This is a genomic window from Tengunoibacter tsumagoiensis (assembly GCF_003967535.1).
GTDB lineage: Bacteria > Chloroflexota > Ktedonobacteria > Ktedonobacterales > Ktedonobacteraceae > Tengunoibacter > Tengunoibacter tsumagoiensis.
The window spans coordinates 1,458,674-1,476,991 of sequence record NZ_BIFR01000001.1 but is presented as its reverse complement, the minus strand read 5'-3'; the positions used below and the strand labels follow the sequence as shown (position 1 = coordinate 1,476,991).

The following is an 18,318-nucleotide window of genomic DNA, read 5'->3' as shown; positions in this document are numbered from 1 at the left end:
CCATAAGAGCTTCTGCCGTCGAGAGGCCCTCGATAATCATCGGAGGGCCTACCTTAAGAGCTTCTGCCGTCGAGAGGCCCTCGATGATCATCGGAGGGCACATTATGGCCATTGTAAACGCAGCTCTATCTCTGCGCTCCCCTCAGGAAACAACCACTATGACGACGGAGACTATGATGTGGGGAAGAGGCTGTTTTCGATTAATCCTTCTTCATCGTAGACTTGAATTGGATCTGTTGTCGCGTTACTGAGAATAATAACGCTTACCTTCTGATCTGGATAATAGATGTTTGCTGATGAGAAACCTTCATAATCTCCATCGTTAAAGTAGACCTCCCTCTCTGAACCATTATCCCCTCTCTCTTTACCGATAAACCAGCCATACCCCAGGCCAGCTTCAACATATCTTCCACCACACGATGACTCGGCGCCACAATAGGCGTATTTTGTGGTAAAGAGGTTTTTCCATAGCGCTTGAGTGCCAATTTTGTGCTGGATAAGCGCCTGATCAAAGGTATAAAGGTCGTCAACGGTCGAGTAGATACCACCAGATGCATACAGGACCGATGCATCAATAGGGTCGCTCACAACTCTTGGTTGAGAATAGCCGGTGGCATAATCTGGCAATGGTTCGTTGTTTTTGACATAGCTTGTATGAGTTAAATGCAATGGACCAAAGATAGCGCTCTGTAAGTAGTCTCCATAGCTCTGACCAGAGACTTTTTCCATAATATAGCCTTCCAGGATCTGGTTCGAGGCGCTAAACACTGGCCGCCCCTTGTAGGCTTCGGTCAAAGGCTGGTCTTTAAACAGAGCAATGAGCTGCTCAGGGGTGATTGTTCTGGCTTTAATATCACTGTATGTTCCTCGTGAGACATAATCTGGAATCTCCGATGTATGCAGAATGAGCTGTTCAATGATGATACTTTGCCAGTTCGCCGGGCAGTCTGCAATATATTTACAGATCTGATCGGTCAACGATAGCTTCCCCTGATCCTGTAAGAGAAGAAGGCCTAACGCATTAAATTGCTCTGAGAGGGTGGAAATTCGAAATCGTGTCTCTGGCTTGTTGCTAATATCCTGACCCCAATCAGCCTTACCATAGCCCTCGCGCAGCAGTATTTTGCCATTCTGTACGATTAAGACTGCCCCGGTGAATTGTTCACTACGGCCCTCATTTCTCAGTGTACTCTTCATTTTGCTAATACTATCAGTACTGATTGTTGGAGTTGACTTTGCTGCCTGATTATTTCCTCCGTCCATACAGCCTGTTAGCGCGAGTATACAAACAAGAGTCATGATGATGAAGCAAGGATGAAAACATATTTTTCGCTGCATAAGCCATCTCCTTTATAAAAAATTTGTGTATTACCACTGTAGCCTATTGATGCGTCTACAGGCAATAACACAAATTTTTCACAAAGGGTTATATATTCTCGTTTCATCCACCCCTTCCCGTTCTATATTCCACTACATCGGTGGCAACTGCTGCGGGTACTCTGCTCGCGGCTGATCATAGTCCTGGTAGGGGGACTCGGCGGGATAGTGTGCTTCAGGCTCTTGTGGCGCCCTTTCGCTCTGAACTGGAGCCTGGTAGCCCTGCTCATATGACTGATATGGTGGGGTAGCAGGCTGGCTCGGCTGGTAATAGGGTTCACTGGATGGTGGCTGATAATATGTCTGTTGCTGCCCAGGCTGATAATAGGGCTGTTGGGGAGGCTGGCTATTGCGCATTACGTTGTTTAAGATAGCGCTAACGACGATGCTAATGACAATCGCTGGTATGATGAAGTTCCAGTTTTGTGTAATCACAATAAAGAGGAAAAAAATTCCCCACGGAAAACCCTGTATACCTCTACGAAATGAGCGATTACGCATGTTTTGGTTCCTCCTTAAGGAACATAAGGACTGTCTGTCGCACATGGAAAGTTCTTTAGGAAGAGGTTACTGAAAAGGTAAGTGCGACCCATGAAGTAGCCTCTGATCTGATTCCGGCAATGGGCTATAAGCAAACGAACAGGTAAATAACCTGGAGATATTTATCTTTTGGACCACAATGTATCCATATTACTATCAACTAGTATACGCTAAAAGGTATCTACGAGTTACCTTTTACTTTTCTTTTATCTAAACGCAAGAGGCGCGTTGGTACCAAATTACATTTCTCGTACTTCCGGCACAAACAAGATAGCACTTCTATCAAAAAAGGCACGGTCAGATGACGTCAGAAGCCAAAAAAGGGCAAAAAAAGGCACTTTCTGATTGTTACAGAAAGTGCCCGAACCGGCTCTACAAGCCGGTTGAGTGGCTGGGGTACAGGGATTCGAACCCCGATCACCTGATCCAAAGTCAGATGTCCTACCGTTGGACGATACCCCATTGGCTTAACCAAGAAGTATCTTACACTCTTCTATGTTGGTTGTCAAGCTATTTCTGCTCAGTTTTCCAAACTGGTCCGATTCTCTCTCCTTCTCTGACTTACGATCCTTTACGAGTCTTATCTGAAAATGATGGGGTTGTGGCTTCACTATTCTATAATGCCAGTCTATACGATATAGTGTACTTAAAAATAGGGATTTATCATTGTACGCTTGTTGATAATCTCTTATTTTTACTTGCATTTTAACTGCTAAAATGTTAGATAAATGGAGAGAGATTCATGGAAAAATGCTGATGTTTAAATATTAATTCTGTCGATGAAGATCGAAGTGAAGGATAGTTGTATGATCGTTGGACCGTTTTCTTTTCCGGCTCTTCCTCCGGCTTACCGTCAACTTGATGTTGTGTGTCTCTATGCTCAAGAGGATGGGAAGTTCTTTGCGGGCATCGAACGCCATCTGCTCAGTATGCACAAACGAGGTCTCTTCCGCACCTGGTTCGCTTGCTCTATTCAGGAATGTCTGGGGTCCGAGGAATTGCTGCCATCGCAGATCTCCTCAAATTCTTTGTTGCTCTTGATGCTTAGCCCGGCTTTCGTGGCGGCTGTACCTCACGCTCTCTCTACTTTAACCAGACTCCTGGACTGCCAAACACAGGTACCAATGCTGCCATTTCAAATGCGAACGGTCAGACTTGAAGGGACCGCTCTTGCTCCTCTAGCTCAAACTATGATCTATCCACCTGCCTTGAATAGCCGGATCAGAACGCGAGAAGAGTCTTATTTTGCACTTAGCGTAGAGTTACGGCGCGTTATTGAAGCTCAATCCTTGCTTCGGTGCACCACTGAAGCCTACGAGCCATCTGACGCGCAACTCTCTTTGCCAATACATACGCTCCCTGCTCAACGCAATCCACTCTTTACTGGTCGCGAAGAGCTCTTGCTTGATCTCCACTGCCGCTTAACAGCTTCTCAGTCTACGCCCCATCGAGAACGGCTTGCAGCATTGGGTGGGCCAACTGGCTATGGGAAATCTCAGATCGCGCTGGAATATGCTTATCGCTTCTCGCCACACTATCGGGCCATTCTCTGGGTTGATGCCTCCTCTACCACTGCTCTGATACGCAGCTATGAGATCATTGCGGCGGCACTCCGTCTACCAGAGCGCGAGGCTCCCAATCAAGTAGAACTGATTACTGCTGTTAGAACCTGGCTGACCACTCACTATGGCTGGCTCCTGATCCTCGATGGAGTTGAACCTCATACATTGACACAGGAGTATCTACCAGTGCAGCATCGAGGCTCTGTTCTGCTTACAACAACGCATTATGATCTGGTTGAGGTGGCATACTATCTCCCAGTCTATGAGTTTACAGATAGCGAGGGCACCCTATTCTTCTTGCATCAGACTGGCCTTCTGGCACGAGATCAACCACTATCAGCCTTAGAAGGGCACAAAACTGATCTTGTGGCTCAAGCGAAAGAACTGGTCGCTTTCTTGAAAGGTCATCCAACTGCCCTGGCGCTGGCTGGAGCCTATATTGCTGAACAGGAACTTGAGATCAATAAATATTATCGACGCTATCGGCAGCAGCATAAGAAGTTGCTCAAAGAACATTTTGAGGAGGCTCGTTATACACCTGATCCATTGGAGGTTGTCGGCTGTCTGAATCTGGCTCAGATCCCCTCGCCAGCCTTGGAACTGTTACGTATCTGTGCCTCTCTACCAGCCAGAGAGGTTCCGCGTGAGCTGTTTGAACATAAACATTATCAGCTCAGTTATGGGCTCTATCTGCTCGCTCATGATACGCTCGCTCTCGATGAAGCATTAGAGGTCCTTCACAGCTATGCTCTCATCCAATTACAGACTGACCAGACCTTCTCGCTCTCACCTGCGATAAGCTCCTGCGTGCTGGCCGAGCTTTCACCACAAGAACGCCACAATTGGGCAGAGCAAGCGCTTCACGCTGTCAATATTCTCTTCCCTACGCTCTTTGATCATGAGACGCATCGGCTCTGTATCCGCATATTGCCGTTTGTACAGGCCTGCCTGCAGAATATTGAACACTTGAAGCTGCATTCGTTTGAGGCCTTCTCTCTTCTCAGTCGAGGCGGCTATTATCTGTATGCTCGCTCACAATTTATGGCTGCCCAGCGGCTCTATCAAAACGCTTTTGCACTCCTGGCTTATAGCGAGAATGCCGATTTTTTCCAGACATTAAACTACACCTGCCACAATGCAGATTATCAACAGGAGATCTGGGATGCCCTTCAGCGTGCACTGCTCATCTATGAGCACTATCTTGGCTGCGAACAAGATTTTTCGTCAACACAGTTCTCGCTCCCATGGCTGCTTTAACTGGCTATCAGAATAGTGTATTATTGATCTAGCATCAATCATGATACGATCCTGTATTCTCTTTGTTCCAAAGAAAAACATATTTCATATACTTTTGCAGTCAAAAAGGGGGTCCAATATGCTCCAGGAGGCACGCCTTCAATCAATCCAGGTGGGACATCCACAGCGATATGGGGCGGATCAGGCGAAAGATCCAATGGAGCGGAGCTGGTCTACGTCCTTCTTTCGGACGCCTGTAACACAACCACTCTGGCTCTACAGTACGCATTTAGAAGGAAACGAGCAGGCGGATAAAAAGAATCATGGACGCCCCTCGCAGGCTGTGTTGCTCTACTCTGCGGCTCACTATCCTCTCTGGCAACAAGAGCTCCAGCGACCAGAGATGAGTAATGGGGGCTTTGGCGAGAATTTTACAATTGCAGGTCTTTCCGAGGAGACGGTCTGTCTGGGTGATGTCTATAGCTTAGGCAAGGCCTGTATCGAGGTTTCGGGTCCGCGCTACCCTTGCTGGAAAATTGAACGTCGCTGGCAACAGCCTGGCCTGACAAAGCGCGTCGCAGCGACAGGCCGCACTGGCTGGTATTGCTCTGTGCGTCATGAAGGTCTGGTCCAGCCAGGTGAAGCCCTTGAATTGCTCGAACGGCCCTATCCTCGCTGGACTATTGCTTTGATTAACGATTTTGCTCATGGTCGCCGACAGGATGAGCCAGATCTGGCTCGCGAACTGGCCCAATGCCCGCTTCTCGATGAGTTCTGGCAACGTTTGATTATCCCTTGACTCACTTTGATCGGCTCAGTGCATATTGAGCCGATCTCTTCCAGTGCCTTTTCCATAGATATTTAAAGTGAAGCATATGATACTATTAGTATCGTCTTGCCTGTTATGCTACTATTGAGGAGTCTCTATTCTGGAATAGAAGGTGCTTGATGTATTCTAATAATTACCACGATGAGGACGATTTTTCAGTTGAGATCGTCGATCTAGAGCCAGAGTCGCAAAAAGTTCCTGCTTTTCTACCCGTTTCGCTCCAACAAAAACGAGAGCATAATCAATCTTCCTCCCCCTGGCACCAGCGACGATGGCAGGCAATGATTTCGGGGGGGACTGCGCTCCTTATTCTGCTCTTCCTCTTCTGGGTCTCGCCTCTTCCATCGCTATTAAGCCCTTATTTCATTCACCCCACTCCGCCCACTATCACGCCTGCCTCGGATAATCAGTTTTATTTTACCAATCTATCCAGAGGCACATTGCTTATCGATGGCACAGCAACTCAAACGAGCAAGGACCATCCCTTAACGTTGCCTTCGGGCAGACATACACTGGTCTGGCATGCGAGCCCATTAATAGATAAGCCATGTATCTTAGTGGTTCCTCTCAATCCACAGCAGACAACGTGTGAGATCTCACCAACTCCGATCCTGAATACTGCAACTGGAATCATGGCCTGGTCAATTACTGTGCCAGATAGCTTCCCTCCCCTCACTCAGCTCCCTCCTTCCCAGAGAGCGACTCTGATACAATCAGTCCAGGCAGAGCTTGACACACATACCCTGTCTACAACCATCCAGTCAGGTGAGCCATATGCAACCACTTCTTTAACCAATCCAATCGCTATAGCGCAGGAACCGCTACAGGCGCGGATGCATCTGGTCCTGGATACGGAGGTGAACACACAACTCAGGTGTATTGGACTACTTCAGGTCAATGGCGGAGAATGTCAGACTGGAACCCAGGATTGTCATCAGTTCTGTGATACGACCAACTTTCAGCTTACCTATACAAATATGGGCCTGGACGCTGGTAACGCGATGGTTGTGGTGCGTGCGGTCTGGGACTATCTAGATCAAGAAGGCAACCCTATTGCTTTGAATCAGCCCGATTCGGTGCTGTCTACGACCCATAACGCAAAGGTAAGCGAAGGATATGAATCGCTCGTCTTGATGCAGATCGCCTGGAATGGTGCACATTGGCAGAGCAAGGCGATCCTGAATGCCATGTATGGAACGTCTGATCTCGTTCCGCTTCAACCTGCCTACGCCACTTCATGGGAAGAACAGAGGCTGTTGTCTCTCACTCCTCAAGTGTCAGAGACAACAATGCTCCATCCCGCTCTTGCTGCACATTCAGGTGTGGGCTCTACAGCCCAATTCTGGAGTGGACAGAATCTTGCCGATGGGGTACTCATCTCCCAACAAAACCTTACAAAGACAGGTCAGGGCACTGGACCTTTGCTGCTCTATCATCGTTTTGGCATCCTTTATGCCGTCAATCCCTTCGCCCACCAGACCTATCCGTCGTTGCCATTGATCACCAATCAGGATACCCAGGGACTTCTACAACATCTGAACATATCAGCATCACCTGCCCATTGAATATTTGTTATGTTCGTACGTTCTATAACATAGGTTGAATTTTCTTCATTATCTCTTCTCTTTATAGAATCAAATATCATTTTTATTGTTGCTTCGAGGGGGCTATAAGATGGAATGTCCTTACTGTAATGCTGAAAACAGGGATGGAGTACGCTATTGTAGCAGTTGTGGCCGTCTGCTTCAGGCAAGCTCGGCAGCGCTACCAAAAGCTGGTCGGACCCTTCTGCCTGGTGCAAAATTGCAGGGGGGGCGCTATGTTATTCAGCGGGTGCTCGGACAGGGTGGGATGGGAGCTGCGCTCCTGGCTGTAGATATGCGCGTTGATAGCAAGTTGGTTGTCATTAAAGAGCTCCTCTCGGATGCGGTGGATCAAGCAGCACGTGAAGACGATGTGCGCAATTTTAAACGTGAGATGGCGACGCTGGCCCATATCGATCATCCGCTTGTCCCTAATGTCACAGATCATTTTCAAGAGGATACGCGCTACTTTCTTGTTCAGGAGTATGTTGAGGGCGAGAATCTTGAGGAACGGCTCGAAAGAACGGCTCAGCCAATGGGAGAACGCGAGGCATTGATCGCTATCTCTGAAATCCTGGATGTGCTCGATTATCTCTCGCATCAGACGCCGCCTATTGTTCATCGCGATATTAAGCCTGCCAATATTATTATTGGCACTCGCGATCGACGAGCCCATCTGGTCGATTTTGGGATTGCCCGAGCGGATGAGACACGCAATGCTCGCCGTAAACAGACGACTGCTCTGGGGACGCCAGGGTATGCCCCTCCTGAGCAATATCAGGGCAATGCTGATCCTCGCTCTGATCTCTATGCTCTGGCCGCAACGCTGCATCATCTTCTAACAAACCGCGATCCACGCAATAGTGCTCCCTTTGCCTATCCTGCTGTGCGGCTCCTTAACCCTCAATTATCTCCAGAGATTGAACAATTCTTGCAGAAAGCGCTGCAAAACGATGTCAATAAGCGCTTTCAGAGTGCGTCTGCCATGAAACAAGAGATTGATCTTATCCTGCGTCAGCGCTTTGGCCTGGCAGGAAATATTGATAGTTATCTCCTTGGCACCTCTGGAGCAATGCAGGCCATTCAAAGTCAGCCCAGCCCTTCCCAATCGGGCGGCTATAATACATACAATACATATAATCAACAGGCAACGCTTCCAGTATATAATCAGTCTCAACCTGTTCCAGCGATGGCAGCCCCACCACCACCTCCAACGTTCACACCGAAGAAGAAACGACGAATCTGGCCACTGCTGATCTTCCTGGCAATCGTGGTAGTGGCCGTAAGCGTCGGAGCCTCTGTCCTTCATCTGGGTGCCAATGGGTCCAATAAGCCGAACAGCACTCCTACCGCTACGATACCAGCAACAGGACTGGGTATCACGCGCCTTCAGGGGGAGCCGATAGGAATCAGTGATGGCAGTTTTGCCTTTGATACGACGCTACCAGATGGTTCACTTAAAGCTCAAGCGGCGCAGGCATTTAAACAGAATAGCGGCGATAGTAATCGGGTTATCTCGCTTCTCAATGCTGGCGTTGAACAGAGCGCTAACGATGCTGAGTCTCTCATCTATCTGGAAGATATTCGCGTGGCTAATTCTGGCAGCCCTTATCTGACACTGGTGATAGCTACTATGCTGACGGGAGATAATGGCACTATTACGATTGGCCGTGATGATCTGCAGGGTGCCTATGTCGCTCAGAAAGAGTATAACTCTCATTCTAAACTCCATAATGGCACTCAGGTTCGCCTGCTTATCGCGAATACTGGAAGCACGCAGGAAGGCGTGGCACCAGTGGCGCAGCAGATTGTACAGCTGTCCCATGCTGATGCAACGTTTGTGGGTGTGATGGGATGGCCTTACAGTTCACGTACATTGGCGGCACTGAAGACGCTGGCGGATGCTCATATTCCGCTGGTCTCGCAGACTGCATCTAGCGATCTCTTGACTCAGGCCTCGCCCTACTTTTTCCGTGTTGTTCCTTCCAATAAAGTGCAGGGGATTGCCGGAGCCAATTATGCAGAGCAGACGCTCCACGCCAGCCGGGTAGCAATGTTCTCGGATGATGGCGATGCCTACAGCCAGAGTCTTGCACAAGATTTTGCCCGCAAGTTTACCGATGATGGGAAAAGCATTGTTGTACAAGAAAAGTATACTGTTGGTAAGCCACAGATGTTGCCAGGTCTGCTCAAAGATGCATTAAGTAAGGAGCCTGATCTTATCTACTTCTCTGGTTACTCTAGCGACTTAAGTATTCTTCTGGAGAACCTACCGGCTGGAAGCACCCTACCCATCCTGGGTGGTGATGCGCTCTATGAGTTAGGAGGCTATCCACCAGAGGCCAGATCAGGTTTTAAGCATCTCCATTTTACCGCGTTTGCCTATCCTGATGAGTGGAGCATTCTGGGCTATGGGGGGCAGCAGCCTGATTTCTTTGGAGCATATGCCGCAAATTTTAATGCCAATGGCAAGCAAAGTGGTGGAGCTTATGGCTTTACGCGGTCCGATAATGATGCGATGCTCTCATACGATGCAACGGTTGTATTGCTGAATGCTGCTAATTTGGCGTACAATTTAGGTAAGCAGAAAATTACACCCCAGGATCTTCAGCAGGGCTTAAGCCAGATCAAAGGGGATAATACAGTGCAGGGGGTCAGTGGACAGATTGCTTTTGGGAGTGATGGAGATCCAGTAGATAAAGCAATTGTGGTACTATATGTGGATGATAACGGGCATATTCACATGGAGTCCGCGCTCGGGCGCTTTCTAAAATAAGAGATAGTAAAAGGCAGACTATGAAATGTCCCTATTGCGGTACGGTAAATCCGGCTGGTGAAAATTTCTGTATCGATTGTGGAGGCTCCCTCGACCCTACAACTATGGCAGTGCAGGGAGCACCATCTCAGTCTGAACTGCACGAGCCTGTAACCAGTGGCACTGGCAATACAACGACCAGTACACTGGTCCCAAGTTCACGCTTGCAGGGTGGGCGCTATGTGGTCAAAAAGATTCTTGGGCAAGGAGGGATGGGGGCAGCTGTTCTTGCACAGGATACACGTATCGCCAATAAAGAAGTCGTTATTAAAGAGCTGATCTCTGATAAGGATGATCCTGAACAGAGACAGGAAGATGTACGGAACTTTAAACGCGAAGTCGATACATTAGCTCATCTCGACCATCCACTCATCCCTACGGTAACCGATCTCTTTGAAGAGAGCGGTCGCTACTATATGGTGCAGGAGTATGCGGCGGGGCAGAATCTTGAGGATTATCTCGAAAAAAATAAGAAGCCAATGAGCGAGCCAGAGGCATTAACGTATGCCTCTCAGGTACTCGACATTCTAGATTACCTGAGCCGCCAGCATCCACCAATTGTCCATCGTGATATTAAGCCAGCCAATATTATTGTGAGTTCGCGAGATCGACGTGCACGCCTGGTTGATTTTGGCATTGCACGTGCCGATGCTCTTGATACGAAACGTAAGCAGACCACTGCACTGGGGACGCCGGGGTATGCCCCTCCTGAACAATATCAAGGACGGGCAGATGCTCGCTCCGATCTCTATGCTCTGGCCGCGACTTTGCATCATATCTTAACCAATCGTGACCCTGCCGATTATCCTCCCTTTAACTATCCTCCTGCCCGCACGCTCAATTCTGCTATCTCTCCGGAGACTGAACGCCTTCTGGAACGAGCTTTGCAGATGGAGATTAGCAAACGCTATCAGAATGCCGCTGCAATGAAGCATGATGTTGACGAGATTCTTCAGCAGCGCTTTGGAGCGAAAGAGAATGATAGTACTTATCTCTTAAGTGGCGGTCTAACCGGCAAACGCCCAATGCCCAGACCATCGGGTGCCTCTCAGCCAGGAAGTCCAGCGTCTCCCTATGAGCAAGGATATCGTCCAGAGCCTCTGCCGAGGGCACAACAGCCCGGACGACAGTGGGCCGAACCCGATCCATCCGGCTGGAGGGATGGTGGACAGGGACAACGACAAAGACAACGGGAATGGGAGAGTCGCCAACGTCAGATGTATGCTCCCCCTCCACCTCAGTACGAGCAAAGGCCAGTAGGAAATAGTGGCAATTATATGCAGACCAGTTTCCTGTTATTGGTGATTGTGCTGGCTATCATTGGCTTTATTTTGTATGTGTTACCGTACTTTGGGTAGGGTAGGACAGTATAGGAACATGGTGCACTATGGTCATCGTCGGGAGGAGACAGAGTGGTGGGGCTCACAACGGGCATCATGATGGACTTTAACAAATTGATTTGTGTTATCCCTGGCTCTATTTCAGCTCTAGTCGGACCTGGTGACAATTGGATAACCAGGATTTATTGTGTTAAAATCCATCATTGATCAAAACAGGCGTGCAAAGTGTAAGGCACTCATTTTCTTCAGTCCTCGCCTATGGGGGCCTCGCTCAATTTCCCTCCCTGCCAAAGTTGGCAAAAAGATGAGAACTTGAAAGCCCTGGATCAACGTGCCCCCTGCTAGAAAGATAGATGGCGAATGCTGGCGGCTAACTCCAATGGTGAGCTCCAATGACTAGCTCCAGTGGAAAGCGGCAGTAAGCAGGCTGCTATCAGGTGTTTTAAGTTCAGAGTAGGTAGTGGCCGCCTGTTCCGGATCTCTCACAGCACTGATCAGATCTCGCACGTGCAACTTCTCTCTAGCCAGTAGCTCTATGATTATACGAATATCACGCGGTTGTTGATCGCGTGGGAGCAGGAACGACAGCTCTTTATAGAAAGCCTGGACATATGGGATACTAAAGGTGTTGTCGTAGCTGCCCTGTATAAGATAGCGAGGAGCCGGAGTAAGCGTGTCATCCCAGGGTAAGTCGCTGGCCAGCGCGATGGCCTGTGGGAGCACCGCTGGATGGCCGGTAGCATCTACGACGATATCAGCCCCCTGTGGCAGAACCTGATGCAGCGTTTCGAACAGGCTCCCCTGCAACTGATACGCCTCCAGACCTGCCGACCGTGCAAGCTCAACACGAGAGGCTGACAGATCAGTGCAGACAACGCGGGCACCCGTCATGGCGTGTAGACGAGCCGAGAGCTGCCCAATCAAGCCCAGCCCGACGACTGCAACCGTCTCCGATGGCTGTGGGCGACTGAGCCGAAGACCATGGTAGGCAATGGCAGCCTGCTTCGCCAGTGAGCTATCGAGCAAGCTCAGGTTGAATGGTAGCGGATAGACGTTGGACTCCTCGAGAATGGCATGACTGACATGACCGCCCCAACCTCTCGCGGCACCGCTCACCTGCTCGGTACCACCACAGAAAACCGGGGTGCCGACCGCCAGAGAGGTTTCAGGGCCGACCGTGCTGATCAGTCCACTGGCGGCATAACCAGGAATAAAGGGCCAGTCATCAAGCCCATTCTGCTTGCCACTCAAGCAGCGCAGCTCGGTCCCCGGGCTGATACAGGAATACTGGATCTCTACCAGTACCTCGCCGGGTCCCGGCTCGGGAATGGTTACACTGTCAAGTGCTACCTCGTCTGGCCGCCGAAAAAGAATCGCCTGTGCTTGCATAATAATGAAAATCCATTCAGCTTGTAAAATACAAAAAAGATGTCATGCTTGTATTTTACAGGCTGAGGCTGTCGTAAGACAAGCCGGGAGCTGCTATTTTACTCTAAACGGGATCAATTTGTTAAAGTCCATTATGACGACCACTCCGTGGTGTAGGCGTAGGTAGCAAGGTTGGCGCAATCGTGGGGGTTGGAGCACTCATGGGTGTGCTGGTCGGAGTGCTTACTGACCCTGAGGGCGTTACCGTCACTGTCGGGGTGGCTTGAGGTAAAACTGTACTGGTATCATTACTAACTCCCACAACTTCCTGGGTCAGGCAGGTGCCTTGGATATCGAACATCTGGGAGATCTTTGGCGTAATCTGTGAGCAATCGGGAAGATAGTTGGTATTGATCTCATTAGGGTTCGAGTAGGGTGGGCTTAAGGTCAGGCGATCAATCTTGTTGGAATCGATGCCACGAGCTAGATTAGCCAGGTAAATGATGTCATTTGGCTGCATATCCGTCAAGACGGAGCCACTGAGCTCACTCAAAAGCTCCGATGCTCTGGCAATAATCTCGGGTTGGGCCAGCTTCATCTTGAGCTGATTTAAAACCTGCTGCTGTCGCGCAGAGCGACCAAAATCACCCTGGAGATCAGAGTGCCGGGTGCGTACATATTCGAGCGCTTCAGTCCCATTAAGATGTTGTGGACCCGGCGCAAAATACAATCTTTTATAATCAATATTATGCCCGGTCGGATTATTCACATCATCGGGATAGTTATCTTCCACGATGGGATGCAGTATATCCACATCGACTCCTCCAGCCGTATCAATAACCTTCACAAAGCCCTGAAGACCTACCCAGGCATAATGATCAATATGAATACCAAAGTTATAAGCCAGTGTATCCTCCGCCAGACCAGCCGCACTCTCCGCATGACCAGCGAAATCTCCGCTACCCGCTTGCCAACCATAACGAAAGGCAAAATCCATCTTATTCTCGCCCTGACCCGGGATTGTCACCTGGAGATCACGCGGAACCGAAAGCATTCCTACGTAACCGCTCTGCTTATCAATTGTGACGACAATATCCGTCTGCGCCAGTGGGCTTCCGCTAACGCCATCGTTCTGCTTACCATCAGTGTCACTGCCCAGGAGCAGAATATTAATACGATTCTTGCCACTCAGCGTGCTATCATTCCCGGTCGGCACTGTCATCTGCGGCGTACCTCCACCTTGTGTGTCCACACGACCATCCGATAGAAAATGTTGATGGATCGCTTGATGACCAATAATCGCGGAGAGCTTCGGAGCAATGATAAGTTGATAGTAGCCCCAGACTCCTCCTATAAGCAGTACCAACAATACCAGGAAAACAGCGATTACTCGTGACCAGACAGGAAAACGCCTGCTCTTTCCTGCTGGCAAAGGTCTACCGGGCAGGGTAGAGACCGGCACTGGCATCCGCATCGTCGGAAACACAGAGATCTCCCGATCCGGTTGCGGTCCTTGAGGCAGAGGAAAAGGCTGCCGAGGAACAAATTGTCGCCGTAGAGAAGGTGAGACGCTTTTATGCTGAGAGATGTGTGTAGAAGATACTTTTTTGTTCATTCTATTCCTCTACCATTGGATATATCATTAGATATATCATTGGATAAAAAAAGAGATTGTATACTCATTGTGTGCCATGTAGATAGAATTCCCCCATATTCATACTTTACTCGGATACAAAAATAGAGGGTGCAACAGGGAGGTGTGGGTCACCACGGCCATCATTCATGATGGGCCCTACGAGATTTTGCGATAAATCGCTCTTAGATTATATAACATATGTTTACTATAAATTATATGTTATACACATTTATGCAATAAATAGATCATTACATATGACTGCACTTCATTGCCAAAGGCCACCACCCACCATTGTACAAAGCTCCCTGACGAGAGAGAACACTTGCAAAGAGAATGTCCATAGGAGTGGGCATGCTTTCCGTAGACTAACTGGCAAGAGGTTCGCGATCCAGAGGAAAAAGTAGTAGCAGAAACGAAAAGAAATACAACAGTCACGGTTACCCATTTTTAATGAAATATTAATACCGATCTGTAGAATGTACCTGGAGATTCATGGTATTCTGAAGTGGTTACAGCGCAATGAAAAAAACGGTTCGACATGCCCGATGTGTTCATGTGCTGCCACTTTGTTCGCTCACGCGATCATCTTTTTACCGCAAAAGATGACAAAAGGATATGGAGGAACCGCGCCTCCATATCCTTTTTTTATCCTGGTAGTCTGATCTATGAACTCTCCTCTAGGCCAGCAGTTCTTTCTCAATCACTGCACCTGCAATCGAACCATCAGCCTGACTGTTTGTGAAAAGGGCTACCAGACCTTCCTCAGTCCCACCTTTAAAGGTCTTTGTGTAGGTAACGCTGGCCGAAAAAGGTGTATTCGCTCCATTACCACCACCCTTTGCCTGAACACTTCCAACCTCATCATACAAATGGTTGAGCACCTTCACCGTCCCCACTACCCCCTCAAATGCATTCCCTTTACCCGCCACCGAGACTGGACTGCTGATCCGATCCTGGTTGTTGGGAGCCGTCAACGCTAAACCATCCGTCGCCACCGCCGTCACAATCCAGATCCCACCATTCGCATTCCCCTCCAATCGGCTCATTGAAACCTTGACAATTCCCCCACCAATCTTAGGGCTTTTTACAGTTGTCTCAGCAGACACATCGGTCTGGCCACCGCCACTTGTAATTGTTACTTGAGCATTCTGCCAATTAAGTAACTTATCCGCAAAGTGACTGACAGTCTGTGTAGCATCGCGCTCCCAGAAGTTCTGTCCTTTGTTGACGTTAAGCTGTTCGGCTTCGGCTTCATAACGCGTTAGTACTGGATAGATGCCAGGAAAGCTTACTGGCACCAGTGTGGCTGAGCTATCAGACCACTTGAATTCTCTGTAAAGATCTTGTTTTACACCTGCATTTGGCTGATTCTTATTCACACTCGAATCCAGATCTACCTCAGCAGTCACTACGGTATTATAGTTACTAATTTTTGCATCACCTTTATAGAGCCCCATCAATTGAAAATCTTTTTTAGGCTTTGGATTGGTAATGTTGCTATAAACGTAAACATCTAAAATTGAGCCAGTCCCTTGATTACGTACTAACACAAGTGCTTGTAGTGTTGTATTGCCTTCAAGGTTACCACATGCAACGCTTTCAACTTTATTAATATTCGCTTGAGTTGCAATAATAGCATCCCAATAGGTTGGAACGCTGACTGCACTGGGACATGTTTGTGCCCCTAAACGTATACCCGCTGGCGTGGCTGTAGCAGATGTGGAAGGAGTGCTTTTGCTAGCACTTGTAGTCGCTGTAGGGGATTTTGCAGGGCTACTTTGTCCTCCGCCCATATCACAAGCTGAAAGCATAAAAGTGAACAAAATAATAAAACACACCATTATTAACTGCTGTGGACGTGATCTGTAATGTTTCATAGGAACAGTGCCTCCAAATTTATATTTACGTTCTTAAATATAAACGTTAGTAAACGAATTTATATGCTCTCTATATTGCTTGCCAGATTTGTACAGTTCGGTCAGCACTTCCAGATGCGATATGATTTTCACTCCACTTCACACAATGTACAAATCCTTCATGCCCACGGTAGATATATAATTTATTACCATTTAGGGCTTCCCAAATATGAACTGTCCCATCGTAACTTGCAGATGCAATATATTTTCCATCAGGCGACCATGCAACAGAAAATACTGCCGCTTGATGACCTGTATAAATAAAGGCATTTCCTGCACTAGAAGGACTCCAGACATGAACACTATGATCATTGCTACCAGATGCAAGAAAGTTTCCATTAGGAGACCATGCAACTGTATATACAAAATCTTTATGAGCTTGATAAGTAAATATATTATTTCCTAATTTAGCATCCCATAGATGTACGGTATTATCCCTACTTGCTGATGCAACCATGTATCCATTAGGAGACCAATCAACAGACATAACGTCGTTTTTATGCTTATCATATTTAATGAGAGTTATACCATCGCTGACTCTCCATAATTGCGCGGATAAATCAGCTCCTCCAGAAACAATACATTGAGAATTAGGAGACCATGCAACACAATTAACTGCATCTGTATGTTTGGAATAAGTTGAAATTATTGCAGCTGTATTAGCATTCCAGATTTGGACCGTATGATCAACACTTCCCGATGCAATTAAATGAGATCCAACAGTTGTCGAATCAGAATTGGGAGACCATGCAACACAATTTACAAAATCCTGGTGCAATCCATAGATTTTTTGATTCTGTCCACTATATGCATCCCAAATTTGTACTGTATGATCAGCACTTCCAGATGCAATACGCTTTTTATCTGGTGACCATGCAACTGAATAGATATAATTCGTATGCCCTGTGTATTTGTATAGTAATGTGCCCTGTTGGATTGGCTGAGACGTATTAAGTTGACTCATATGAGAAGAATTTATCTCTTCTCCATTCTTCCTCTTCTCATATTGCCATAAAGCCACTCCGCCCAGGCCTGTTCCGGCGAGAAGGATGCCGCCGCCGATGCCCATCAGGAGGTTGCGGCGTGTATGGGTATCTGCGGCCTGTTCGTTATCTTCTGCTTCTACGGGCTGGTCAGCGTCGCGATAGTCTGATGGGCGTCTGGTTATTTGCCTGGGGCGAGATTGCTGGCTGGCAATAAGATCGCTCACAAAGTCGCTGACGGTGGGAAAGCGCTGGGCTGGATTTTTGGAGAGGGCGATGAGGACGGTCTCTTCCAGCTCTGGTGAGAGCCGGGGATTATGACGGCGGAGCGGTTGTGGTGCAGTATGAAGATGCTGGGCGGCGACTTCGGCAAAGCTGCCACGAAATGGACGGACTCCACAGAGCCATTCATAGGCTACGACGGCCAGCGCATATTGATCGCTGGCGGGTTGAGGTTTACCTCGTAGCTGTTCAGGGGCCATATAGGCAGCCGTTCCTGCTACGTCTGGTGTGGCCGTGTTAATTGAGTCAAAGATGACGGTTGCGATGCCAAAGTCGCTGAGGAGAAGCTGCCCACTATCGGAGAGGAGCATATTTTCAGGCTTGACATCGCGGTGCACGATACGGGCCTGATGGGCAAAGTCCAGGGCTGCTGCCATCTGCTCTAGATACGCCAGGGCTCTGGTGGGGGCCAGACGAGTGCCGGATGGAATCTGCTGACGAAGCGTCCCTTTCTGTGCATACTCCATGATCAGATAGGGAATCGCTTCGTCGGCCACACCAAAGTCGAGCACCTGGACAATATTAGGATGCCTGAGCCCCGCAACCAGCTGAGCTTCGCGCCGAAACTTTTTGACCGCCGATGATTGCAGAGAGGTATGAAGCACTTTGACGGCAACCAGGGTCTGGAGATGAATATGTCGACCCAGATAGACCTCCGCAAACCCTCCCTTTCCTATCTGACGAATTAATTGATAATGACCAATGCGGCGTCCCGCGCGCGTCACACGCTCAACCATCTTTTATGACACTCCTTGTCAAGTAGAGCCTTTTTATAACTATAACATCTTAAGTTATTGTAACTAACAAAATGCTAAATGTAAATTGTAGAATATATCTGGCAGATGATGACA

The 18,318-nt window shown here is 48.4% G+C and carries 11 protein-coding genes and 1 tRNA gene; 5 read left to right on the top strand and 7 right to left on the bottom strand.

The features are described from left to right. Positions 1-171: 171 nt before the first annotated feature. The 3 genes from EL628_RS05830 to EL628_RS05820 all read right to left on the bottom strand — a co-directional run bounded on the left by EL628_RS05830 (position 172) and on the right by EL628_RS05820 (position 2,379). Positions 172-1,338 carry a serine hydrolase domain-containing protein gene (locus tag EL628_RS05830; RefSeq protein ID WP_126579034.1) on the bottom strand — a complete coding sequence of 389 codons (1,167 nt, stop codon included), beginning with the start codon at positions 1,336-1,338 and terminating at the stop codon, positions 172-174. Positions 1,339-1,470: 132 nt separating this feature from the next. After that, positions 1,471-1,878, bottom strand: coding sequence for a hypothetical protein (locus EL628_RS05825; protein ID WP_126579033.1), 408 nt, complete (start codon positions 1,876-1,878; stop codon positions 1,471-1,473). A 427-nt stretch (positions 1,879-2,305) separates the two neighbouring features. Continuing rightward, positions 2,306-2,379, bottom strand: a tRNA-Gln gene (locus EL628_RS05820). 344 nt (positions 2,380-2,723) lie between these two features. On the opposite strand from EL628_RS05820, the gene EL628_RS05815 reads away from it, so the two are divergent. The 5 genes from EL628_RS05815 to EL628_RS05795 all read left to right on the top strand — a co-directional run bounded on the left by EL628_RS05815 (position 2,724) and on the right by EL628_RS05795 (position 11,300). Beyond that, positions 2,724-4,736, top strand: coding sequence for a tetratricopeptide repeat-containing protein (locus tag EL628_RS05815; protein ID WP_161975298.1), 2,013 nt, complete (start codon positions 2,724-2,726; stop codon positions 4,734-4,736). Positions 4,737-4,854: 118 nt separating this feature from the next. Continuing rightward, positions 4,855-5,514 carry an MOSC domain-containing protein gene (locus EL628_RS05810; protein WP_126579031.1) on the top strand — a complete coding sequence of 220 codons (660 nt, stop codon included), beginning with the start codon at positions 4,855-4,857 and terminating at the stop codon, positions 5,512-5,514. 149 nt (positions 5,515-5,663) lie between these two features. Beyond that, the gene (locus tag EL628_RS05805) at positions 5,664-7,109 is read left to right on the top strand and encodes a hypothetical protein (RefSeq protein WP_126579030.1); all 1,446 of its coding nucleotides are present in this window, start codon (positions 5,664-5,666) and stop codon (positions 7,107-7,109) included. Between the two features lie 109 nt (positions 7,110-7,218). After that, positions 7,219-9,903: a protein kinase domain-containing protein gene (locus EL628_RS05800; protein ID WP_126579029.1), complete on the top strand. Its 2,685-nt coding sequence runs from the start codon at positions 7,219-7,221 to the stop codon at positions 9,901-9,903. A gap of 20 nt (positions 9,904-9,923) precedes the next feature. Further along, positions 9,924-11,300 carry a serine/threonine-protein kinase gene (locus EL628_RS05795; protein ID WP_126579028.1) on the top strand — a complete coding sequence of 459 codons (1,377 nt, stop codon included), beginning with the start codon at positions 9,924-9,926 and terminating at the stop codon, positions 11,298-11,300. Positions 11,301-11,678: 378 nt separating this feature from the next. Here the strand turns inward: EL628_RS05795 and EL628_RS05790 are convergent, their stop codons facing one another. The 4 genes from EL628_RS05790 to EL628_RS05775 form a co-directional block, all read right to left on the bottom strand. After that, positions 11,679-12,671 (bottom strand): zinc-dependent alcohol dehydrogenase, encoded by a 993-nt coding sequence (locus EL628_RS05790; protein ID WP_126579027.1) that lies wholly within the window; start codon positions 12,669-12,671, stop codon positions 11,679-11,681. Between the two features lie 121 nt (positions 12,672-12,792). After that, the gene (locus tag EL628_RS05785; protein WP_126579026.1) at positions 12,793-14,265 is read right to left on the bottom strand and encodes an LCP family protein; all 1,473 of its coding nucleotides are present in this window, start codon (positions 14,263-14,265) and stop codon (positions 12,793-12,795) included. Between the two features lie 698 nt (positions 14,266-14,963). Then, positions 14,964-16,163: a Gmad2 immunoglobulin-like domain-containing protein gene (locus EL628_RS05780; protein WP_126579025.1), complete on the bottom strand. Its 1,200-nt coding sequence runs from the start codon at positions 16,161-16,163 to the stop codon at positions 14,964-14,966. 70 nt (positions 16,164-16,233) lie between these two features. Continuing rightward, positions 16,234-18,204 (bottom strand): serine/threonine-protein kinase, encoded by a 1,971-nt coding sequence (locus EL628_RS05775; RefSeq protein WP_126579024.1) that lies wholly within the window; start codon positions 18,202-18,204, stop codon positions 16,234-16,236. Between the last annotated feature and the right edge of the window lie 114 nt (positions 18,205-18,318).

Bases quoted from the DNA above. Each gene is read 5' to 3' on its own strand.
- EL628_RS05830 (WP_126579034.1), bottom strand. From the start codon at position 1,338: ATGCAGCGAAAAATATGTTTTCATCCTTGCTTCATCATCATGACTCTT.
- EL628_RS05825 (WP_126579033.1), bottom strand. From the start codon at position 1,878: ATGCGTAATCGCTCATTTCGTAGAGGTATACAGGGTTTTCCGTGGGGA.
- EL628_RS05815 (WP_161975298.1), top strand. From the start codon at position 2,724: ATGATCGTTGGACCGTTTTCTTTTCCGGCTCTTCCTCCGGCTTACCGT.
- EL628_RS05810 (WP_126579031.1), top strand. From the start codon at position 4,855: ATGCTCCAGGAGGCACGCCTTCAATCAATCCAGGTGGGACATCCACAG.
- EL628_RS05805 (WP_126579030.1), top strand. From the start codon at position 5,664: ATGTATTCTAATAATTACCACGATGAGGACGATTTTTCAGTTGAGATC.
- EL628_RS05800 (WP_126579029.1), top strand. From the start codon at position 7,219: ATGGAATGTCCTTACTGTAATGCTGAAAACAGGGATGGAGTACGCTAT.
- EL628_RS05795 (WP_126579028.1), top strand. From the start codon at position 9,924: ATGAAATGTCCCTATTGCGGTACGGTAAATCCGGCTGGTGAAAATTTC.
- EL628_RS05790 (WP_126579027.1), bottom strand. From the start codon at position 12,671: ATGCAAGCACAGGCGATTCTTTTTCGGCGGCCAGACGAGGTAGCACTT.
- EL628_RS05785 (WP_126579026.1), bottom strand. From the start codon at position 14,265: ATGAACAAAAAAGTATCTTCTACACACATCTCTCAGCATAAAAGCGTC.
- EL628_RS05780 (WP_126579025.1), bottom strand. From the start codon at position 16,163: ATGAAACATTACAGATCACGTCCACAGCAGTTAATAATGGTGTGTTTT.
- EL628_RS05775 (WP_126579024.1), bottom strand. From the start codon at position 18,204: ATGGTTGAGCGTGTGACGCGCGCGGGACGCCGCATTGGTCATTATCAA.